Source organism: Hydrogenophaga sp. (genome assembly GCF_025699295.1).
Classification (GTDB): Bacteria; Pseudomonadota; Gammaproteobacteria; order Burkholderiales; family Burkholderiaceae_C; genus Hydrogenophaga.
The window spans coordinates 159373-176692 of sequence record NZ_JAILWB010000007.1 but is presented as its reverse complement, the minus strand read 5'-3'; the positions used below and the strand labels follow the sequence as shown (position 1 = coordinate 176692).

The 17320-nt window shown below is 67.3% G+C and carries 15 protein-coding genes; 9 read left to right on the top strand and 6 right to left on the bottom strand.

The window, feature by feature from the left end:
- The first annotated feature begins 26 nt into the window (after positions 1-26).
- The gene (locus K5880_RS09330) at positions 27-797 is read left to right on the top strand and encodes a 3-hydroxybutyrate dehydrogenase (RefSeq protein WP_297651031.1); all 771 of its coding nucleotides are present in this window, start codon (positions 27-29) and stop codon (positions 795-797) included.
- An 18-nt stretch (positions 798-815) separates the two neighbouring features.
- Here K5880_RS09330 and K5880_RS09325 read toward each other — a convergent pair whose 3' ends face one another.
- On the bottom strand, positions 816-1466 hold the full coding sequence (locus K5880_RS09325) for an SIMPL domain-containing protein (protein WP_297651029.1): 651 nt from the start codon (positions 1464-1466) through the stop codon (positions 816-818).
- Positions 1467-1558: 92 nt separating this feature from the next.
- The gene (locus tag K5880_RS09320; protein ID WP_297651027.1) at positions 1559-2023 is read right to left on the bottom strand and encodes a hypothetical protein; all 465 of its coding nucleotides are present in this window, start codon (positions 2021-2023) and stop codon (positions 1559-1561) included.
- Between K5880_RS09320 and ompR the strand changes: the two genes are divergently transcribed.
- Both ompR and K5880_RS09310 read left to right on the top strand, forming a co-directional pair.
- Positions 2022-2753, top strand: coding sequence for a two-component system response regulator OmpR (ompR, locus tag K5880_RS09315; protein WP_297651025.1), 732 nt, complete (start codon positions 2022-2024; stop codon positions 2751-2753). The two genes, K5880_RS09320 and ompR, sit on opposite strands and share 2 nt — an antisense overlap.
- Entirely contained in the window at positions 2753-4156 is a 1404-nt protein-coding gene (locus K5880_RS09310) for a sensor histidine kinase (RefSeq protein WP_297651023.1), read from the top strand. The genes ompR and K5880_RS09310 overlap by 1 nt, the downstream gene beginning before the upstream one ends.
- Before the next feature lie 17 nt (positions 4157-4173).
- Here K5880_RS09310 and ispF read toward each other — a convergent pair whose 3' ends face one another.
- Together ispF and ispD are read right to left on the bottom strand one after the other, a co-directional pair.
- On the bottom strand, positions 4174-4671 hold the full coding sequence (ispF, locus tag K5880_RS09305) for a 2-C-methyl-D-erythritol 2,4-cyclodiphosphate synthase (protein ID WP_297651021.1): 498 nt from the start codon (positions 4669-4671) through the stop codon (positions 4174-4176).
- Positions 4668-5390, bottom strand: a complete 723-nt coding sequence (gene ispD, locus K5880_RS09300) for a 2-C-methyl-D-erythritol 4-phosphate cytidylyltransferase (RefSeq protein ID WP_297651019.1) — start codon at positions 5388-5390, stop codon at positions 4668-4670. Before ispD ends, ispF begins: the two co-directional genes overlap by 4 nt.
- Before the next feature lie 123 nt (positions 5391-5513).
- Between ispD and mfd the strand changes: the two genes are divergently transcribed.
- Together mfd and serB are read left to right on the top strand one after the other, a co-directional pair.
- The gene (mfd, locus tag K5880_RS09295) at positions 5514-8999 is read left to right on the top strand and encodes a transcription-repair coupling factor (RefSeq protein ID WP_297651018.1); all 3486 of its coding nucleotides are present in this window, start codon (positions 5514-5516) and stop codon (positions 8997-8999) included.
- A gap of 52 nt (positions 9000-9051) precedes the next feature.
- On the top strand, positions 9052-9783 hold the full coding sequence (serB, locus tag K5880_RS09290; protein WP_297651017.1) for a phosphoserine phosphatase SerB: 732 nt from the start codon (positions 9052-9054) through the stop codon (positions 9781-9783).
- A 3-nt stretch (positions 9784-9786) separates the two neighbouring features.
- Here the strand turns inward: serB and K5880_RS09285 are convergent, their stop codons facing one another.
- Positions 9787-10152 carry a translation initiation factor Sui1 gene (locus K5880_RS09285; RefSeq protein WP_297651016.1) on the bottom strand — a complete coding sequence of 122 codons (366 nt, stop codon included), beginning with the start codon at positions 10150-10152 and terminating at the stop codon, positions 9787-9789.
- Between the two features lie 50 nt (positions 10153-10202).
- Between K5880_RS09285 and K5880_RS09280 the strand changes: the two genes are divergently transcribed.
- Positions 10203-11441: a DEAD/DEAH box helicase gene (locus K5880_RS09280; RefSeq protein ID WP_297651014.1), complete on the top strand. Its 1239-nt coding sequence runs from the start codon at positions 10203-10205 to the stop codon at positions 11439-11441.
- A gap of 1 nt (position 11442) precedes the next feature.
- Here K5880_RS09280 and K5880_RS09275 read toward each other — a convergent pair whose 3' ends face one another.
- Positions 11443-12363, bottom strand: coding sequence for a LysR family transcriptional regulator (locus K5880_RS09275; protein WP_297651012.1), 921 nt, complete (start codon positions 12361-12363; stop codon positions 11443-11445).
- A 161-nt stretch (positions 12364-12524) separates the two neighbouring features.
- Here K5880_RS09275 and K5880_RS09270 point away from each other — a divergent pair, with 161 nt between their 5' ends.
- Genes K5880_RS09270 through K5880_RS09260 form a run of 3 tightly spaced genes read left to right on the top strand, consistent with a single transcriptional unit; the run spans position 12525 to position 17320 of the window.
- On the top strand, positions 12525-13763 hold the full coding sequence (locus K5880_RS09270) for an FAD-dependent oxidoreductase (RefSeq protein ID WP_297651010.1): 1239 nt from the start codon (positions 12525-12527) through the stop codon (positions 13761-13763).
- Positions 13764-15722 carry a hydantoinase/oxoprolinase family protein gene (locus K5880_RS09265; RefSeq protein WP_297651008.1) on the top strand — a complete coding sequence of 653 codons (1959 nt, stop codon included), beginning with the start codon at positions 13764-13766 and terminating at the stop codon, positions 15720-15722.
- Positions 15719-17320, top strand: coding sequence for a hydantoinase B/oxoprolinase family protein (locus K5880_RS09260; protein WP_297651006.1), 1602 nt, complete (start codon positions 15719-15721; stop codon positions 17318-17320). The genes K5880_RS09265 and K5880_RS09260 overlap by 4 nt, the downstream gene beginning before the upstream one ends.

The window sequence follows — 17320 nt, the reverse complement described above, 5'->3', positions numbered from 1 at the left end:
CATCGTACTGGAACTGGAGTTCACCCATGCTTGCCAACAAAACCGCCCTCGTCACCGGCTCCACCAGTGGGATCGGCCTGGGCATTGCCAAGGCCCTGGCGCGCCAGGGTGCCAACATCGTGCTCAATGGTTTTGGCGATGCCGAAGTCCCCAGGTCGGAGATCGCCGCGCTCGGTGCCCAGGTCGCCTACCACGGCGCCGACATGAGCAAACCCGACGAGATCGAAGCCATGATGGCGTTCGCGGCAAGCACCTTCGGGCAGGTGGACATCCTGGTGAACAACGCGGGCATCCAGCACGTCGCCCGGGTGGAGAACTTCCCGGTCGAGCGGTGGGACGCGGTCATCGCCATCAACCTCAGCAGCGCCTTTCATGCCAGCCGCCTCGCGCTGCCTGCGATGCAGAAGGCGAACTGGGGTCGCATCATCAACGTGGCGTCGGTGCATGGCCTGGTGGGTTCGGCCGAAAAGTCGGCCTACGTCGCCGCCAAGCACGGCATCGTGGGCCTGACCAAGGTCACGGCACTGGAGAACGCCACCTCGGGCGTGACCTGCAATGCCATCTGCCCGGGCTGGGTGCTCACCCCCCTGGTGCAGAAGCAGGTGGACGCCAAGGCCGTCGCACAGGGGATTTCCAATGCCGAAGCCACCCGGCAACTGCTGGGCGAAAAGGAACCTTCCATGCAGTTCACCACGCCCGAAGAGCTGGGTGAACTGGCGGTGTTCTTCTGTTCGCCCGCCGGCAACAACGTGCGCGGCGTGGCCTGGAACATGGATGGTGGCTGGGCCGCGCAGTGAGCGCCTCTTCGGGTGGCCCTATTTCAGCTGGATCGACCCTGAGACCGTCACGTTGACCATGGACTTGCCCGCCTCGATCGGCACGGGCGCGTCCGACATCGCGGCCTTGGCCTCCATGGCCATCACGCGCGGCTGATAGGGCCGAACGTCCTGGTCTGACGAACTCACCGACACCTCGCGCAAGCTGTAGCCGGCGAAACCAAAACCCTTGCTGACTTCGTCCGCACGGGCCTTGAAGCGCTCGATGGCGATGGCCTGCACGTCGGACTCGAGCTTCTGACGCGCTTCACGCGAGAGCGAGAAGCTGGTGCCGGACATGGTGAGGCTCTGGATCTTGCCTGCCGTGGTGCTGATGAGGGCGAAATCACGGCCCTCGAGCACCAGTTCGGTGCTGCCCTGCCAGCCATTGATCTTGCCGTTGCTGCCATGGCGCGGGTACAGGCTGAACTGCCCCGTGCGCACTTCCAGCTGCTGCGGCCTGGCGCTGGCACGGGCCACGGTCAAGGCGGCATCCAGCGCCTGCTTGAGCTGGTTCTGTACGGTGACTGCATCACTGCCTTCGCGTGTGGTGCTGAGCCGCATGCTGAGCCAGTCCTGCGGCACTTCCAGGAAGCCACTTGCGGCAATGTTCACCACATTGGCAGGAACGGCCGGGGCGACCTGGGCCATGGCCGAAGCACCGGCACCAAGCCCGAGGGCGAGAAGAGTGGAAAGGAGAAGACGGGAGGCAGGACGGGTCAGGCGATTTGTGGAGTGCAGAGTCATTGTTTGAACTTGAAGTCGTAAGGCGGCTGATCGCGAAGCTGTTCGCGCAGACGCTGGCGCTCTTCCACCGAAAGTCGGTAGGGTTTGCGGCTGTCGTCCATGTCATCGAACGGTCGCCGCAGCGCATCACGCAGGCGCATCGCACTGCGGGGCTCGCTCTCGTCGGCGGTGATCGGCAGGGCGGCCACCGGCGTCTCGGACGGCACCGCAAGAACGGCCGCACCGTCCGGCGCGGCGAACGCCGAACCCAATCCCATCAGCAACAAGCCACTCGACAAATACGATTTCATGGTGCACTCAAGTATGGTCAGTTCAGCGATTGTGTGATGTGCCGCAGGTGAAGCGGACGCCAGCACGGGCAACATCTGTAACAGGGTGTCATAAAAATAAAAAATGAGTGCTGACAAGCACTTGGCGCTGCCACAATCGCGTTTGTTACATTTACCGGAAGTTGCTGCCATGCCACAAAACCAAGTTCGTCCCAACAAGGTGCTGGTCGTTGACGACGATGTGCGCATCCGCGATCTGCTGCGGCGCTACCTCATGCAGGAAGGCTTCGAGGTCATGCTGGCTGAGGATGGCAAGGCCCTGAACCGCGTGCTCCAGCGCGACTCGGTGGACATCATCGTGCTCGACCTGATGATGCCGGGCGAAGATGGCCTGTCCATCTGCCGGCGCCTGCGCGCCAACGGCGACCGCACGCCCATCATCATGCTCACCGCCAAGAGCGAGGACGTGGACCGCATCGTCGGGCTGGAGGTCGGTGCGGACGACTACCTGGGCAAGCCGTTCAATCCGCGCGAGCTGCTCGCGCGAATCCATGCAGTCTTGCGCCGCCGCCCGCCCACCGAAGTGCCTGGTGCGCCCTCTCAGGACCAGGAGATGGTGAAGTTCGGCCCGTTCGAGTTCGACCTGAGCCTGCGCACGCTGCGCAAGGACGGCGCCGATCTGCCACTGACCACAGGTGAGTTCGCCATGCTCAAGGCGCTGGTTCGCCACCCGCGCCAGCCGCTGTCGCGCGAGAAGCTCGCCCAGCTCGCGCGTGGCCGTGAGTTCGAGCCGTTCGACCGCAGCCTGGACGTGCAGGTCTCGCGCCTGCGCAAGCTGATCGAGGAAGACGCGGCCTCACCGCGCTACCTGCAGACCGTCTGGGGCGTGGGCTACGTGTTCGTGCCCGATGGCAACGCCTGATGCCCGATGAGTCGCGCGTTCCTTTTGAAACCCAGCCGGCCGCGCTGGAGACCGCGCCTGCGCCTCTTGAAATGCGCCCGACGCGCGGTGTCAGCCTGTTCTGGCGCACCTTCTTCTTCCTCGCCCTGCTGCTCATTGGTTGCATCGTGGCGTGGCTGCAGACGTTTCGCGCCCTGGAATACGAACCGCGTGCGCTGCAAAGCGCCAACCAGCAGGCTTCACTGGTCAATCTCAGTCGCGCCGCGCTGGTGCACTCGGACGCAATTGCCCGTGTCTCGCTGATCAAGACCCTGGCCAGCGAGGAAGGACTGCGCATCGCGCCACGCGAGCCCACCGACACCTTCCGCCTCTACAACATCGATGCGCTCAGCCGCAACGTGGCCGAACGCCTGAGCGCTCGCCTGGGCCCGGACACGCTGGTGGCACGCGAGGTCAATGGCACGCCCGGCCTGTGGATCGGTTTCACGATTGACGGCGATCCCTACTGGCTGCTCACGGACCCCTCGCGCATCGGCCCGGTGGCCGGTACCACCTGGCTGATCTGGCTCGGCACGGCCGCCCTGCTCTCGCTTGCCGGCGCGGCGCTCATCGCACGCCTGATCAACCGGCCGCTGAAAAAGCTCTCGTTTGCCGCCGGCCGTGTGCGCGAGGGGGACTTCAACGCCAGTCAGCTCAGCGAAGCCGTGGCAACGAGCGAAATCCGCGAGGTCAATATCGGCTTCAACCGGATGGCGCAGCGCCTCTCCAAGATCGAACAGGATCGCGCCCTGATGCTGGCCGGCATCTCGCACGACCTGCGCACGCCATTGGCGCGGCTGCGCCTCGAAACCGAGATGAGCGTGGGTGACTCGCAGGCGCGCGAGCATATGGCTGCCGACATCGACCAGGTCAACGCCATCATCGACAAGTTCCTGGACTACGCGCGCCCCGACCACCTCAAGCCCGAGCGCGTGAACCTCAACCAGATCGTGGACGCTGCCATCTTTGCCACCGGGCAGGACCCGAACACCCACATCACCACCAGCATCCCGCTCGGCACCGTGGTGCTGGGCGACGCGGTGGAACTCCAGCGCGTCTTCACCAACCTGATCGAAAACGCCATGCGCTACGGGCGCAATGCCGAAACCGGCGTTGCCCGGATCGACATCGCGGCCAAGGCCAAGGACGATGCGGTGCTGGTGAAGTTGCGTGATCACGGCCAGGGCGTCAATCCGGAACAGCTCGAACAGCTCACGCAGCCCTTCTTTCGCGGCGACGTCTCGCGCACCGCAGCCACGGGCACGGGCCTGGGCCTGGCCATCGTGGACCGGGCGATCGCGCGCATGGGCGGGCGCTTCGCGCTGGCCAACAGCAGCACCGGTGGGCTTGCGGCCCACATGAAACTGGTGAAGGCCCCGTCCTGAACGCAACGGGGCAGCCGCTACCGCGCCACCGCGAGCAGCACCACGGCGCGGGCCTCGATCGACAGACCCTGCCCTACCGGCCCGATCTTTTCGGCCGTCTTGGCCTTCACGTTGACCTGCTCCGTCGCCAGTCCCAGCGTCTGCGCGATGCCCTCGCACATCGCGCCAATGTGCGGCGCGAGTTTCGGCGCCTGCGCGACCACCGTGCTGTCGACGTTGCCGATTTCGAAACCTGCCGCGCGCACGCGCCGCGCCGCCTCGGCCAGCAGCACGCTGGAGTCGGCTCCCTTGAAGCGCGCATCGGTGTCGGGAAAGTGGCGTCCGATGTCACCCAGACCGGCCGCGCCCAGCAGCGCGTCGGTGATGGCGTGCAGCAGCACATCGGCGTCGGAGTGGCCAAGCAGCCCCTGGCTGTGCTCGATGCGCACGCCGCCGATGATCAGCGCACGCCCAGGCACCAGCGCATGCACGTCCCAGCCCTCGCCGATGCGAAACGGGAGAAGATGGGTGCTCATGGGCGGCTCCTGAGAACGGCTTCGGCCAGCGCGAAGTCCTCCGGGTAGGTGACTTTGAAGTTCTGCGCGCTGCCACGCACCAGCAGTGGCTGATGACCCGCGAGCTCCATCGCGCTGGCTTCGTCGGTGACACCGGCAAAGCCGCTCGCGGCGGTGGACGCCAGCGCTGCGTGCAAGGCGCCGACGCGGAACATCTGCGGTGTCTGCGCCAGCCACTTGCCAGCGCGCTCCACGGTGACCACCACGCGACCAGCGGCTTCGGCCTTCAGCGTATCGGGCAAGGGCAGCGCGAGCAGGCCGCCCACGGGGTCGGCCCAGCAGGCGTCGATCAGGGCATCCACCTGCGCCGGCGTAACGAGGCAGCGCGCCGCGTCGTGCACAAGCACCCAGTCGCTGGCGGCGGCGCCCTGGTCACGCAAGGCCTGCAAGCCGTTGAAGACGCTCTCGGCACGCGTGGCGCCACCGCAGCGCGCCAGCGTGGTACCCACCGGTTGCGACGCCCAGAAGCTGTCTTCCGGCGCAATCACGACCAGACAGCTGTCGATCCGGGTGACCGAGCGCAGCGCGGCCAGCGTGTGCAGCACCATGGGTTGACCGGCGATGGGCTGGTACTGCTTCGGGAGTCCCGTGCCTGCCCGGGTGCCGCTGCCGGCGCAGGGAAGCAGCACATGACAGCGCGGCGTGCCGGAACGGGTCAATTCAGAGGTGGCATCGGGCATGGTGTGCGTGCATTCTAGAATCAGTGTCCACACCCCCTTCCACCCAGGTCGGGGGTTTTCGTCATGGTCGGTCCGACCCCGCATACACCCCGGTTCCCCGCGCGCCAAATCATTCCGCCTTTCATGGACTTGCCCCAGCTCACTCCCGGCAGACGCCACACCATGCCCCACCCCGGTGGATCGGCAGATGCCTTGCTGCTCTCGCAACTGGGCGTTCGAGAGAAGGCGGCCGGACGGCTCACGGCCATCGTGACCGCCGACGCCAACGATGCGCAGCGTCTGATCGATGAAATGGCCTTCTTCGCGCCCGAACTGCGCTGTGCGCTGTTTCCCGACTGGGAAACCCTGCCCTATGACACCTTCTCGCCGCACCAGGACCTGATCAGCGAGCGCCTGGCCACCCTCTGGCGCATCTCACAGCGCGACAAGGACACCGGAGCCGACGTGGTTCTGATTCCCGCCACCACCGCGCTGTACCGGCTCGCGCCGCCGTCCTTCCTGGCCGGCTACACCTTCCATTTCAAGGTCAGACAGAAGCTCGACGAAGCGAAGCTCAAGGGCCAGCTCACGCTGGCGGGCTACCAGCATGTCACGCAGGTGGTGAGCCCGGGAGAATACGCGGTGCGCGGTGGCCTGATCGACCTCTTCCCCATGGGCAGCCTCGTGCCCTACCGCGTGGACCTGTTCGACGACGAGATCGACAGCATCCGCACCTTCGACCCCGACAGCCAGCGCAGCCTCTACCCAGTGACGGAAGTGCGGCTGCTGCCCGGGCGTGAATTCCCCATGGACGACACGGCGCGCGCCAGATTCCGCAGCCGCTGGCGCGAACTGCTGGAGGGCGACCCGACCAAGAGCCGCATCTACAAGGACATCGGCAACGGCGTGGCCACCGCCGGCATCGAGTACTACCTGCCCTTGTTCTTCGAGGACACGGCCACGGTGTTCGACTACCTCGGTGCCAACGCCACCGTGGTGCTGCATGGTGACCTGGAACCCGCTTTCCAGCGTTTCTGGCAGGACACGAAAGACCGCTACCGCCTGCTCAAGGGCGATCCCGAAAGGCCGGTGCTGCCACCCGAGGCACTGTTCCTGGGCGCCGAACAGTTCTTTGTCCGTGTCAACCAGCACGCGCAGTACGTGGTGCGCCCACCCGCACAGGAGGACGCCGGGCATGACGCACACGTTCAGAAGCTGGGTGACCTCTCCGTGGTGCGTGGCGCCGAGGATCCCCTGTCCCGACTGCAGGCTCACATCCGCAACACCGCGCAACGCGTGCTGCTGCTGGCCGAGAGCGATGGCCGGCGCGAGAGCCTGCTCGACTTTCTGCGCGCCAGCGGCGTCAACCCGCCGGCTTTCGACTCGCTGGCCGAGTTCCAGGCCAGCGACGAGAAGACCGGCATCGCCACCGCCGCGCTCACCGTGGGGTTCTCGTGGCTGGACGACGGCATCGACTTCGTCACCGAGACCGAGCTGTTCGCCGCTGGCCCCATCACGCGCCGGCGCAGGAAGCAGGAACAGGTCAGCGACGTCGATGCGCTGATCAAGGACCTGTCGGAGCTCAATGTGGGCGACCCGGTGGTGCACAACGCGCACGGCATCGGCCGCTACCGCGGCCTCGTGCACATGGACATGGGGGAGAAGAACCCCGACGGAACGCCCGCACTGCAGGAATTCCTTCATCTGGAATATGCCGACAAGGCGGTGCTCTACGTGCCGGTGAGCCAGTTGCAGCTGATCGGCCGCTACACCGGCGTGAGCGCCGACGAAGCACCGCTGCACAAGCTGGGCAGCGGCCAGTGGGAAAAAGCCAAGCGCAAGGCGGCCGAGCAGGTACGCGATGCCGCAGCCGAGCTGCTCAACATCTATGCCCGCCGCGCGGCGCGCCAGGGTCATGCGTTTCGCTACTCGGCACAGGACTACGAGGTGTTCGCCAACGACTTCGGTTTCGAGGAAACCGCCGACCAGCGCGGCGCGATCCACGCCGTCATCCAGGACATGATCAGCCCGCGCCCGATGGACCGCCTGGTCTGCGGCGACGTGGGCTTCGGCAAGACCGAGGTCGCGCTGCGCGCGGCCTTCGTGGCCGTCACCGGCGGGCGCCAGGTGGCCTTTCTTGCGCCCACCACCTTGCTGGCCGAGCAGCATTTCCAGACCCTGTCCGACCGTTTCTCCAAGTGGCCGGTGAAGGTGGCCGAGATGAGCCGTTTCCGTTCCGCGAAGGAAATCACAGCCGCCGCCAAGGGCCTGGCCGACGGCTCGGTGGACATCGTGGTCGGCACGCACAAACTGCTAAGCGAAAGCGTGAAGTTCAAGGACCTCGGCCTGCTCATCATCGACGAGGAGCACCGCTTCGGCGTGCGCCACAAGGAGCAGATGAAGGCCTTGCGCGCCGAGGTCGACGTGCTCACGCTCACCGCCACGCCGATCCCGCGCACGCTGGGCATGGCGCTGGAAGGTTTGCGCGACCTCTCCGTCATCGCCACCGCGCCGCAACGCCGCCTGGCCATCAAGACCTTCGTGCGCAACGAGGGCAACGGCGTGATCCGTGAAGCCGTGCTGCGCGAGCTCAAGCGCGGCGGCCAGGTCTACTTCCTGCACAACGAAGTCGAGACGATCGAGAACCGGCGCCAGAAGCTCGAAGAGATCCTGCCCGAGGCGCGCATCGCGATCGCGCACGGCCAGATGCCCGAGCGCGAACTCGAGCGCGTGATGCGCGACTTTGTGGCGCAGCGCTACAACCTGCTGCTGTGCTCCACCATCATCGAGACCGGCATCGACGTGCCCACGGCCAACACCATCGTGATGAGCCGCGCCGACAAGTTCGGCCTGGCGCAGCTGCACCAGTTGCGCGGGCGCGTGGGCCGCAGCCACCACCAGGCCTATGCCTACCTCATGGTTCCCGATATCGAGGGCCTGACCAAACAGGCGTCTCAGCGGCTCGACGCGATCCAGCAGATGGAAGAGCTCGGCAGCGGCTTCTACCTCGCCATGCACGACCTGGAGATCCGCGGCGCAGGCGAGGTGCTGGGCGAGAACCAGAGCGGCAACATGCTGGAGGTGGGCTTCCAGCTCTACAACGAGATGCTCAGCGAAGCCGTGCGATCGCTCAAGGCCGGCCGCGAGCCGGACCTGCTCTCTCCGCTGTCGGTCACGACCGACATCAACCTGCATGCCCCCGCACTGCTGCCGAACGACTACTGCGGCGACGTGCACCTGCGCCTCTCGTTCTACAAGAAGCTGGCCACTGCGAAGAACACCGACCAGGTGGACGCACTGCTCGAAGAAATCGTGGACCGCTTCGGCAAACTGCCGGCCCAGGCGCAGACACTGATCGACGTGCACCGCCTGCGCTGCATCAGCGCGCCGTATGGCGTGGTCAAGGTCGATGCCGCGCCCGGAATGACGAACATCACCTTCCGCGCCAACCCGCCCATCGAGCCGATGCGCATCATCGAACTGATCCAGAAAAACCGCCACATCAAGCTCGCGGGCAACGAGAAGCTGCGCATCGAACGCGAATTGCCCGAGGTGAAAGACCGCGTGCAGCTGGTGCGCGATGTGCTGCGCTCACTCGGCCAGCCCCACAAGACCCCCGAAACCGCTTGAAAGCGTTCCATTCATTCCGTTCGGGCTGAGCCTGTCGAAGCCCATACAGACCATGACCACGACAACCGCTACCGAATTCGCCCCCGGCCTCGCCATCCAGGGCTTCACGCCGCCCCTGACGCTGAGCGACTTCAAGCTCATCGCCTTCGACATGGACTCCACGCTCATCAACATCGAGTGCGTGGACGAGATCGCCGACGCCGTGGGCAGGAAGGCCGAGGTTGCGGCCATCACCGAAGCGGCCATGCGTGGCGAGATCACAGATTTCAAGGACAGCCTGCGACGGCGCGTGGCGCTGTTGCGCGGCGTGACCGTCGCCGACATGGAGCAGGTTTACACCGAACGCCTGCGCATCAACCCCGGCGCGGCCGAGCTCGTCAACGCCTGCAAGGCCGCCGGTCTGAAGGTGCTGCTGGTCTCCGGTGGCTTCACCTTCTTCAGCGAGCGCGTGCGCCAGACGCTGGGCATCGACTTCACGCGCGCCAACGTGCTCGAGGTGGAAAGCGGACCGAACTGCGGCCAGCTCACCGGGGGACTGGTGGACCAGTCCTGGGGTGACATCTGCGACGGCGCCGAGAAGCGCCGCACGCTGCTGGAAGTGGCTTCGCTGCTGGGCATCGAGCCCGCGCAATGCATCGCGATGGGCGACGGCGCGAACGACCTGCCGATGATGGGCGCGGCCGGCCTTTCGGTGGCCTACCACGCCAAACCCGCGGTGCGCGCGAAGGCCATGGTGGCGATCAACGAAGGCGGGCTCGACCGCCTGCTTGAAGTACTGCGCTGAAGCTCAGCCGCCCGCGCGCTTGACGGTGTGGCCCTGCGCTTTCAGTGCGGCCATCACCCGCTCAATGTGGTCGCCCTGGATCTCGATCACGCCGTCCTTCACCGTTCCGCCTGAGCCGCAGGCGGTCCTGAGCTGTTTGCCCAGTTCCGCCAGTGCGTCGTGCGGCAGCGCAAGCCCCCGGACCAGGGTGACCGCCTTGCCGCCCCGCCCCTTGGTCTCGCGCGACACGCGAACGACACCGTCGCCCGCGGGCACCGCCCGGGCGGCCTGCCGGCACACGCATTGCGACACCGGCTGGCGGCAGGTCGGGCACATGCGGCCGGCTTCGGTGGAGTACACCAGGCCACCTGCGGAAAGCTTGTTCTTCATGGGGCCGCATGGTACCCGCGCGCCACCGCCCCGCTACACTGGCCCGATCCATGCCATTCACCGCCCTGGGCCTTGCGCCCGCCCTCGCCCGAGCCGCCGCCGAACTCGGCTTTGCCACTCCCACCCCGATCCAGCGCGACGCCATCCCGCCCGCACTGAGTGGCCGCGACCTGCTCGCCACCGCGCAGACCGGCTCTGGCAAGACCGCCGCGTACGCCCTGCCGCTGCTGCAGCGTCTGATGCAGGCCGGCGCGCACACGCCCCGGCGCGTGCGCGCCCTGGTGCTGGTGCCCACGCGCGAACTGGCCGCGCAGGCGGGTGAAACGATGCGCAGCCTGGCCCGGCACCTGCCCGTTCGACCGAAGGTAGCTGTGGCCTTCGGTGGCGTATCGATCAATCCGCAGATGATGGCGCTGCGTGGCGGCGCCGACGTGATCGTGGCCACGCCCGGGCGCCTGCTCGACCTGATCGGGCAGAACGCCGTGCGCCTGAGCGACGTGGAACTGCTGGTGCTGGACGAAGCCGACCGCCTGCTCGACCTGGGCTTTGCCGACGAGCTCGCCCGCGTGCTCGCCCTGTTGCCGGTCCAGCGGCAGAACCTGTTCTTCTCGGCCACGTTCCCACACGAGGTGCAGGCGCTGGCGGACCAGCTGCTGCGCGAACCCCTGCGCATCGAAGTGCCTGACGCAACCCCCGAAGAAGCGGTGATCCTGCAGCGCGCCTTCCTGGTCGACAGCACCCGCCGCACCCAGTTGCTGCGCCAGCTCATCAAGGACCTGGGCTGGCAGCGCGTGCTGGTGTTCGTGGCTACCCAGTACGCGGCCGAGCGGGTGGCGGCCAAGCTGCACCACGGAGACCTGTATGCCACTTCGTTCCACGGCGGCCTGAGCCAGGGCGCGCGCAAGCAGGCGCTGGATGAATTCAAGGACAAGCGCTGGGACGTGGTCGTCACCACCGACCTCGCCGCGCGCGGCATCGACATCGCGCAGCTGCCGGTGGTGGTGAACTACGACCTGCCGCGTTCGGCGGTGGACTATGTGCACCGCATCGGGCGCACCGGCCGCGCCGGAGAAAGCGGCCTGGCCGTGAGCTTCGTGAGCCCCGCCACCGAAGCGCACTGGCACCTGATCGAGAAGCGCCAGGGCCTGAGCCTGCCGCTGGAAGTGCAACCGGGCTTCGAACCCACCGAGGCCGCGCCGCCACCGTCGCCGGGCAACGGCGGCATCAAGGGCAAACGGCCCAGCAAAAAGGACAAGCTGCGCGCAGCGGCCGCCCACAAGCCCGACTGAATCAGGCGGGCGTGGCCTTGGCAGCACGCCGGGCACCCCCACCGCGCTGCCGCAACATCTGAAGAAATGTCTCTGCCGCAGGCGAAAGCGACTGCCCCTTGCGCTGATAGACGAAGTACTCGCGCTGGATCGCCGGCGCGCGCAAAGGCACAAATCGCACGCCGAAGTTGTCGGCGAACGAGCGCGCATACTCCGGCGCCAGCAACACGCCCATGCCATGTCCGGCCAACGCCATGGCCGTGGTGAGAAAACCCACGTCGCTCGTCGTGTTCAGCGCAAAGTCGTGCCCGTGCGTGTGCAGTGTGCGCTCCACATGGCGGCCGAATTCGTGCGAATAGCTGATCCAGTGCTCGTCGCGCAGGTCCTTCCATGACACGCTGGCGCGCTCGTAGGCCGAATGACCCTTGGGGCAGACGAAGCGGATCGGCACGTTCATGAGGAAGCTGCGCGTCACGTCGTCGCCAGTCAGCCGCTCAGGGCCGATGCCCAGCTCCACCGCGCCGTGGCGCACGGTGTCGACCACGTCGTCGGCCACCGCGTCCTTCAGGCGCAGACTGATCCCGGGGTGTCGCTGGCCGAACTCTGTGAGCACCGAGGCCACCCAGGTGCAGGCCATCATCTGCGAGGTCGACACACGCAGGAAACCCCGCCGAAGTGCGCGGATCTCGGAGGCCCCTTCCACCACCTGGCGCAGGTCTTCCAGGATGCGCTGCGCCAGCGGCAGCAGGTTCCTGCCGGCCTCGGTCAGGGTGATGGCGGTGCGGCTGCGGTCGAACAGCTGCAGATGCAGTTCCTGCTCGAGCTGCTGTACCAGCATGCTCACGGCCGACTGCGTGAGGCTGAGCTGGCGCGCCGCGCCGGTGAAGCTGCCACTTTGCGTCACGGCGGCGAAGGCGCGCATCTGTCTCAGGCTGATGTTCATGGGTGCACCAAAGTAGTCCGCAGGAAGGATGGTGAACGCCACCGTGCACCATCATCAGATTTCATGATGAATGTATCAAAAGAATTCGCTTGTTTGATGGCTGAGGCGGTTCATAGAATGCCGCGAAACTCCCGAATCACCCTCTGAAAACCCCGCATCCCATGCACATCGCCGTTGTAGGCACAGGAATCGTCGGCGCCTGCACAGCGGCCTGGCTGCAGCGCGATGGTCATCAGATCACGTTTGTCGACCCACTCGAGCCGGGCGAAGCCTGTTCGTTCGGCAACGCCGGCTCGCTCTCGCCCAGCGCCTGCCTGCCGGTGGGCATGCCCAACATGTGGAAGAAGGTGCCGAACTGGCTGCTCGACCCGCTGGGCCCGCTGACCATCCGCGCGTCCTACCTGCCGCGCGTTCTGCCCTGGCTGGTGCGCATGCTCCACCACTCCACCCCACAGGAAGTCACGCGCATTGCCACCGCGCTGCAGACCTTGCTGCGCCCGATCTTCGACTGCTACGACCCGCTGCTGCAGCACGCCGACGCCACCACGCTGGTGCGCCGCAGCGGTTGTCTGTACGTGTACTCGTCGCGGGAGGCCGCGGACCAGTGGAAGTGGGGCATGGCGCTGCGCAAGTCGCTCGGTGTGAACCTGGTCGATGTCGAACGCGACGAGCTGGAGGAACTGGAACCCGACCTGAAAGGTCGTTTCCGTTTTGGCATCCTCGCGCCCGACAACGGCTCCACGCTGGACCCCTCGCAACTGGTGAAGGCCCTGGTCGCGCAGAGCGTGCGCGATGGCGCGCGCCAGGACCATCGCACGGTCACCGGCTTCGAGCGCGAGGGGCGGCGTGTCACCGGACTGCGCATGGACCGGGGTGCACCCATGGCCGTCGATGGCGTGGTGATTGCCGCCGGCGCCTGGTCGGGTGAGCTTGCGAAACAACTCGGCGACCGCGTGCCGCTGGAGACACAGCGTGGCTACCACGTCACGGTGCGCAGCTCCAACCTGCAGTTGCGCCACACCGTGATGGCCTCGGAAAACAACATCATGGTCAACCCCATGGCCATGGGCCTGCGGCTGGCTGGAACGGTGGAATTCGCCGGCTTGAAACGCGCAGCGAACTACGAGCGCGCGCAGGCGCTGCTGCGGCAGGGGCAGCTGCTTTTCCCGCACCTGGACACCTCCGAGGTGACGCAGTGGATGGGGCACCGCCCCTGCATGCCCGACAGCTTGCCGGTGATCGACCGCAGCAGCCACGCCGAGAACGCCTGGCTGGCGTTCGGCCACGGCCACATGGGCATGTGCATGGCAGCCACCACCGGCCGTGAAGTGGCCCACCTGGTGGCAGGTCGGAGCTCGCAGGTCGACCTTTCGCCCTTCAGCGCACGGCGCTTTCGCTGAATGACCACCACCTGGGCCATCGGCATCGACATGGGGGGCACCTTCATCGACGTGGTGGCCTGCTCCTCGGAAGGCGAATTGCGGAGCCTCAAGCACCCACGCGACGCCGGCCACCTGGTGCAACCCATCCTGCAAGCCGTGCAACGCATGCTGGATGACAACGGCATCAACGCCGCGCAGGTCGCGCGCATCGTGCATGGCTCGACCGTGGTCACCAACCTGCTGCTCGAACAGACCGATGGTCCGGTGGCCGTGCTCACCAACACCGGCATGCGCGACATCCTCGCACTGGCGCGACAGGACCGGCGCGACCTCTACACCGCTGCCGTACTGCCGCCCACGCCCGAACGGCGCCTGTTCCCGGCCGCGCAACGCTTCGAGATCGCGGGGCGCGTGGATGCACAAGGCTTCGAAATCGAAGCCCTGGAACGAGAACAGGTCATCGCCCTCGCCCACCGCATCGCGGAACAGGGACTGTGTTCGGTTGCGGTCTGCCTGCTGTTCTCGCACCTGCGCCCTGCGCACGAGCAGCAGGTGCGCGCCTGGCTGCTCGAAGCCCGGCCCGCTCTGATGGTCTCGATCTCGTGCGAGGTCGATCCCAAGCCGCGCGAATTCGAACGTTTCCTCGCTACCGCCTTCGATGCCTACAGCAAACCAATGGTGCAACAGTACCTGCGCTCACTGGGCAGCGCGCTGGCCGAGCGCGGCCTGCCCGCGCCCGCGCTGATGCGCTCCGAAGGCGGCATCGCACCCTGGCAGGACGCAGTGCAACGCCCGATCGGCCTGGCGATGTCCGGCCCCTGCGCCGCGCTGCAAGGCGTGGCCGCGAGCCTGCCGGACACGGATGCGGCACAGGTGGTCATGTCCATCGACGTCGGTGGCACCAGCACCGACATCGGCATTCTTGAAGCCGGCCGGCCCCTCTTCACCGACACGCTGCTCTGCGGCGACCTGACGCTGCGCCTGCGTTGTGCCGACGTGGAATCTCTTTCCATCGGCGGCGGCAGCCTCGCCAGCGTGAACGCGGGCGGCGGGCTGCGCCTGGGCCCTCGGTCGCAAGGCGCCTGGCCGGGCCCGGCGGCCTATGGTCTGGGCGGCACGAACGCCACCTTGACGGATGCCCTGCTGCTGCTCGGGCGCCTGCCGCACCGACTCTCGGGTGGCGTGGTGCTGGACGTCGCCCTGGCCGAAGCGGCCGTGGCGCGCGACATCGCGCAGCCGTTGGACATCTCTGCCACCGACGCGGCTCAGGCCATCGTGGCCACCGCCGCCACGGCAATGGCCGAGAGCGTGAAGATGCGCGCTTTCCAGCGCGACATCCACCCCGCCGACTGCCTGCTGGTCGCCGCGGGCGGCGGCGGTGCACAGCACGCAGCCGAGGTGGCCGAACTCGCGGGCGTGTCGCAGGTGCGCGTGATCGCCCATGCCGGCGTGGTGGCCGCCTTGGGCCTGCTGGCCTCGCCGCCTACGCAGACGGTGGAAAAAGCCTGCTCGCTGCCGCTCGACGTCGAAAGCCTGGCGGCGCTCGCGGCCCTGCGCGACGACCTTCAACCCTCGATCGCGTGCGAATCCATCCGCTGGAGCCTGGAGATCCTGCACCGCGGGCAGGGCAGTCCTGTGGAGGTGCTCTGGCTGCCCGACGACGATCTGGTCACGCTGCAGGCGCGTTTCGCCGCGCGCTACGAAGCGCTGCGAGGTCAGATGCCGGCGCGCAGCGATGCGCAGGTGGGCCTGCTGCGCGGCGTGTTCGAACAGGCCGTGCCCCGGCCCGGCGTCAACGCGCACCACCTCCGACCCGACCCCGCTCCGTGGGCCGACTGCCCCACCAAAGGCCAGGGTCCACAAGCCCTGTTCGCAGCCACCACCACGGTGTGGGTGCCCGCGGGCTGGTCATGGCTCCAGGAGGCCGATGGCTCGCTGCTGCTCAGCCAGCGCCACGCCCAGGAGGTGCCCGCATGAACGAGCACCTGATCCTGATGGAGCCCGTGCGGCTTGCGCTGCAGGGCATCGTCGACCGCATGCAGAGCCGCATGATGCGCGCGGCCTACTCGTCGATCGCGCGCGAAGGCGGCGACTGCGCGGCCGCCGTCTTCCTGCCCGATGGCCGTCTGCTCGCGCAGGCCCGTTCGCTGCCGCTGCTGCTGGGCTCTCTGATCCCCGCCATTGCCGGCGTGCTGCAGCGTTTTCCCGCGCAGCAGATGGCCGAGGGCGATGCCTACCTCATGAACGACCCATGGTCCGGTGGCACGCACCTGCCCGACCTGATCGTGGTGCGGCCCATCATGAGCGGCACCACCACCATCGCGCTGGCCGCGGCGATCCTGCACCATCAGGACGTGGGCGGCATGACGGCGGGCTCGATCCCGCCGGACGCGACCGACATCCACCAGGAAGGCCTGCGCATTCCACCGGTGCGCTGGCGCGCTGCCGGCGTGGTGGACGACAACGTCGAGACCCTGTTGACCGCCAACAGCCGCACGCCTGGCAACCTGGTGGGTGATCTGAACGCGCAGTGGTCCGCAGTGAGCCTGGGCGCGCGCGAGACCGCCGCGCTGCGGCAACGCACCGGCGCCGCGTTCGGAGCCGTGTGTGACGCACTGCTGGCGCAATCTGAGCGCATGACACGCGACGCGCTGCGCCAGGTGCCCGATGGTGCATGGCAGTGGGAAGATCAGCTTGATGGCGACGGCATCACCGACACGCCGGTGCGCATCGCGGTGAGCCTGCGCAAGCAGGGCGACGCGCTCACGATCGACTTCACGGGCTCTTCGGCGCAGACACGCGGGCCGGTGAACGCATCGCCCTCCAGCATGATGTCGGCGATCCTGTTCTTCATGCGTTCGCTGACGCCGCACGCGCCGAACAACGCAGGCTGCCTTGCTCCCGCCACGTGGGTGCTGCCCGAGGGCAGCGTGGTCAATCCGCGCCTGCCGGCCGCGGTGAACGCGCGCACCGCGACCCTGAAGCTCGCGTGCAACGCAATGCTCAGCGCGTGGTCGCTCGGTGCATCGCGCGAGCCGCTGGCGTCCAACGCGGGCGTGGCGACCGTGCTCTCGCTCGGCGGCACGGCTGCCAACGGCCAGCGCTGGCTAATGACGGAGATCATTGCCAGCGGCGCCGGTGCGAGCGCATCGGGCGATGGCACCAGCGGCATCTCCACCGACGTGGGCAATGCGCGCAACACGCCGGTGGAAGTGATCGAAACGGAAGCGCCGTTGCGCGTACAGACCTACGCCATCCGCGAGGGCTCGGGCGGCGTGGGCAGCTTCGCGGGCGGGCACGGCGTGCAACGGGCATACCTGTTGCTTGAAGGGCATGGCAGTGTTTCCTACCGGGGCGAACGCCATGTCAGCCGCGCGCGCGGCAGCCAGGGCGGTGGCGACGGCGCACCATCGGCCGCACGCATCGAAAGAGCCGATGGACGCATCGACGTGCTGCCAGCCCGGGCGCGCGTCGAGTGGTCGGCCGGGGACAGGCTCGTCATAGAAACGGCCGGAGGAGGCGCTTGGGGTGCACCAGACCGCGTGCTGATGACACCGAAGGATCAACCCACATGA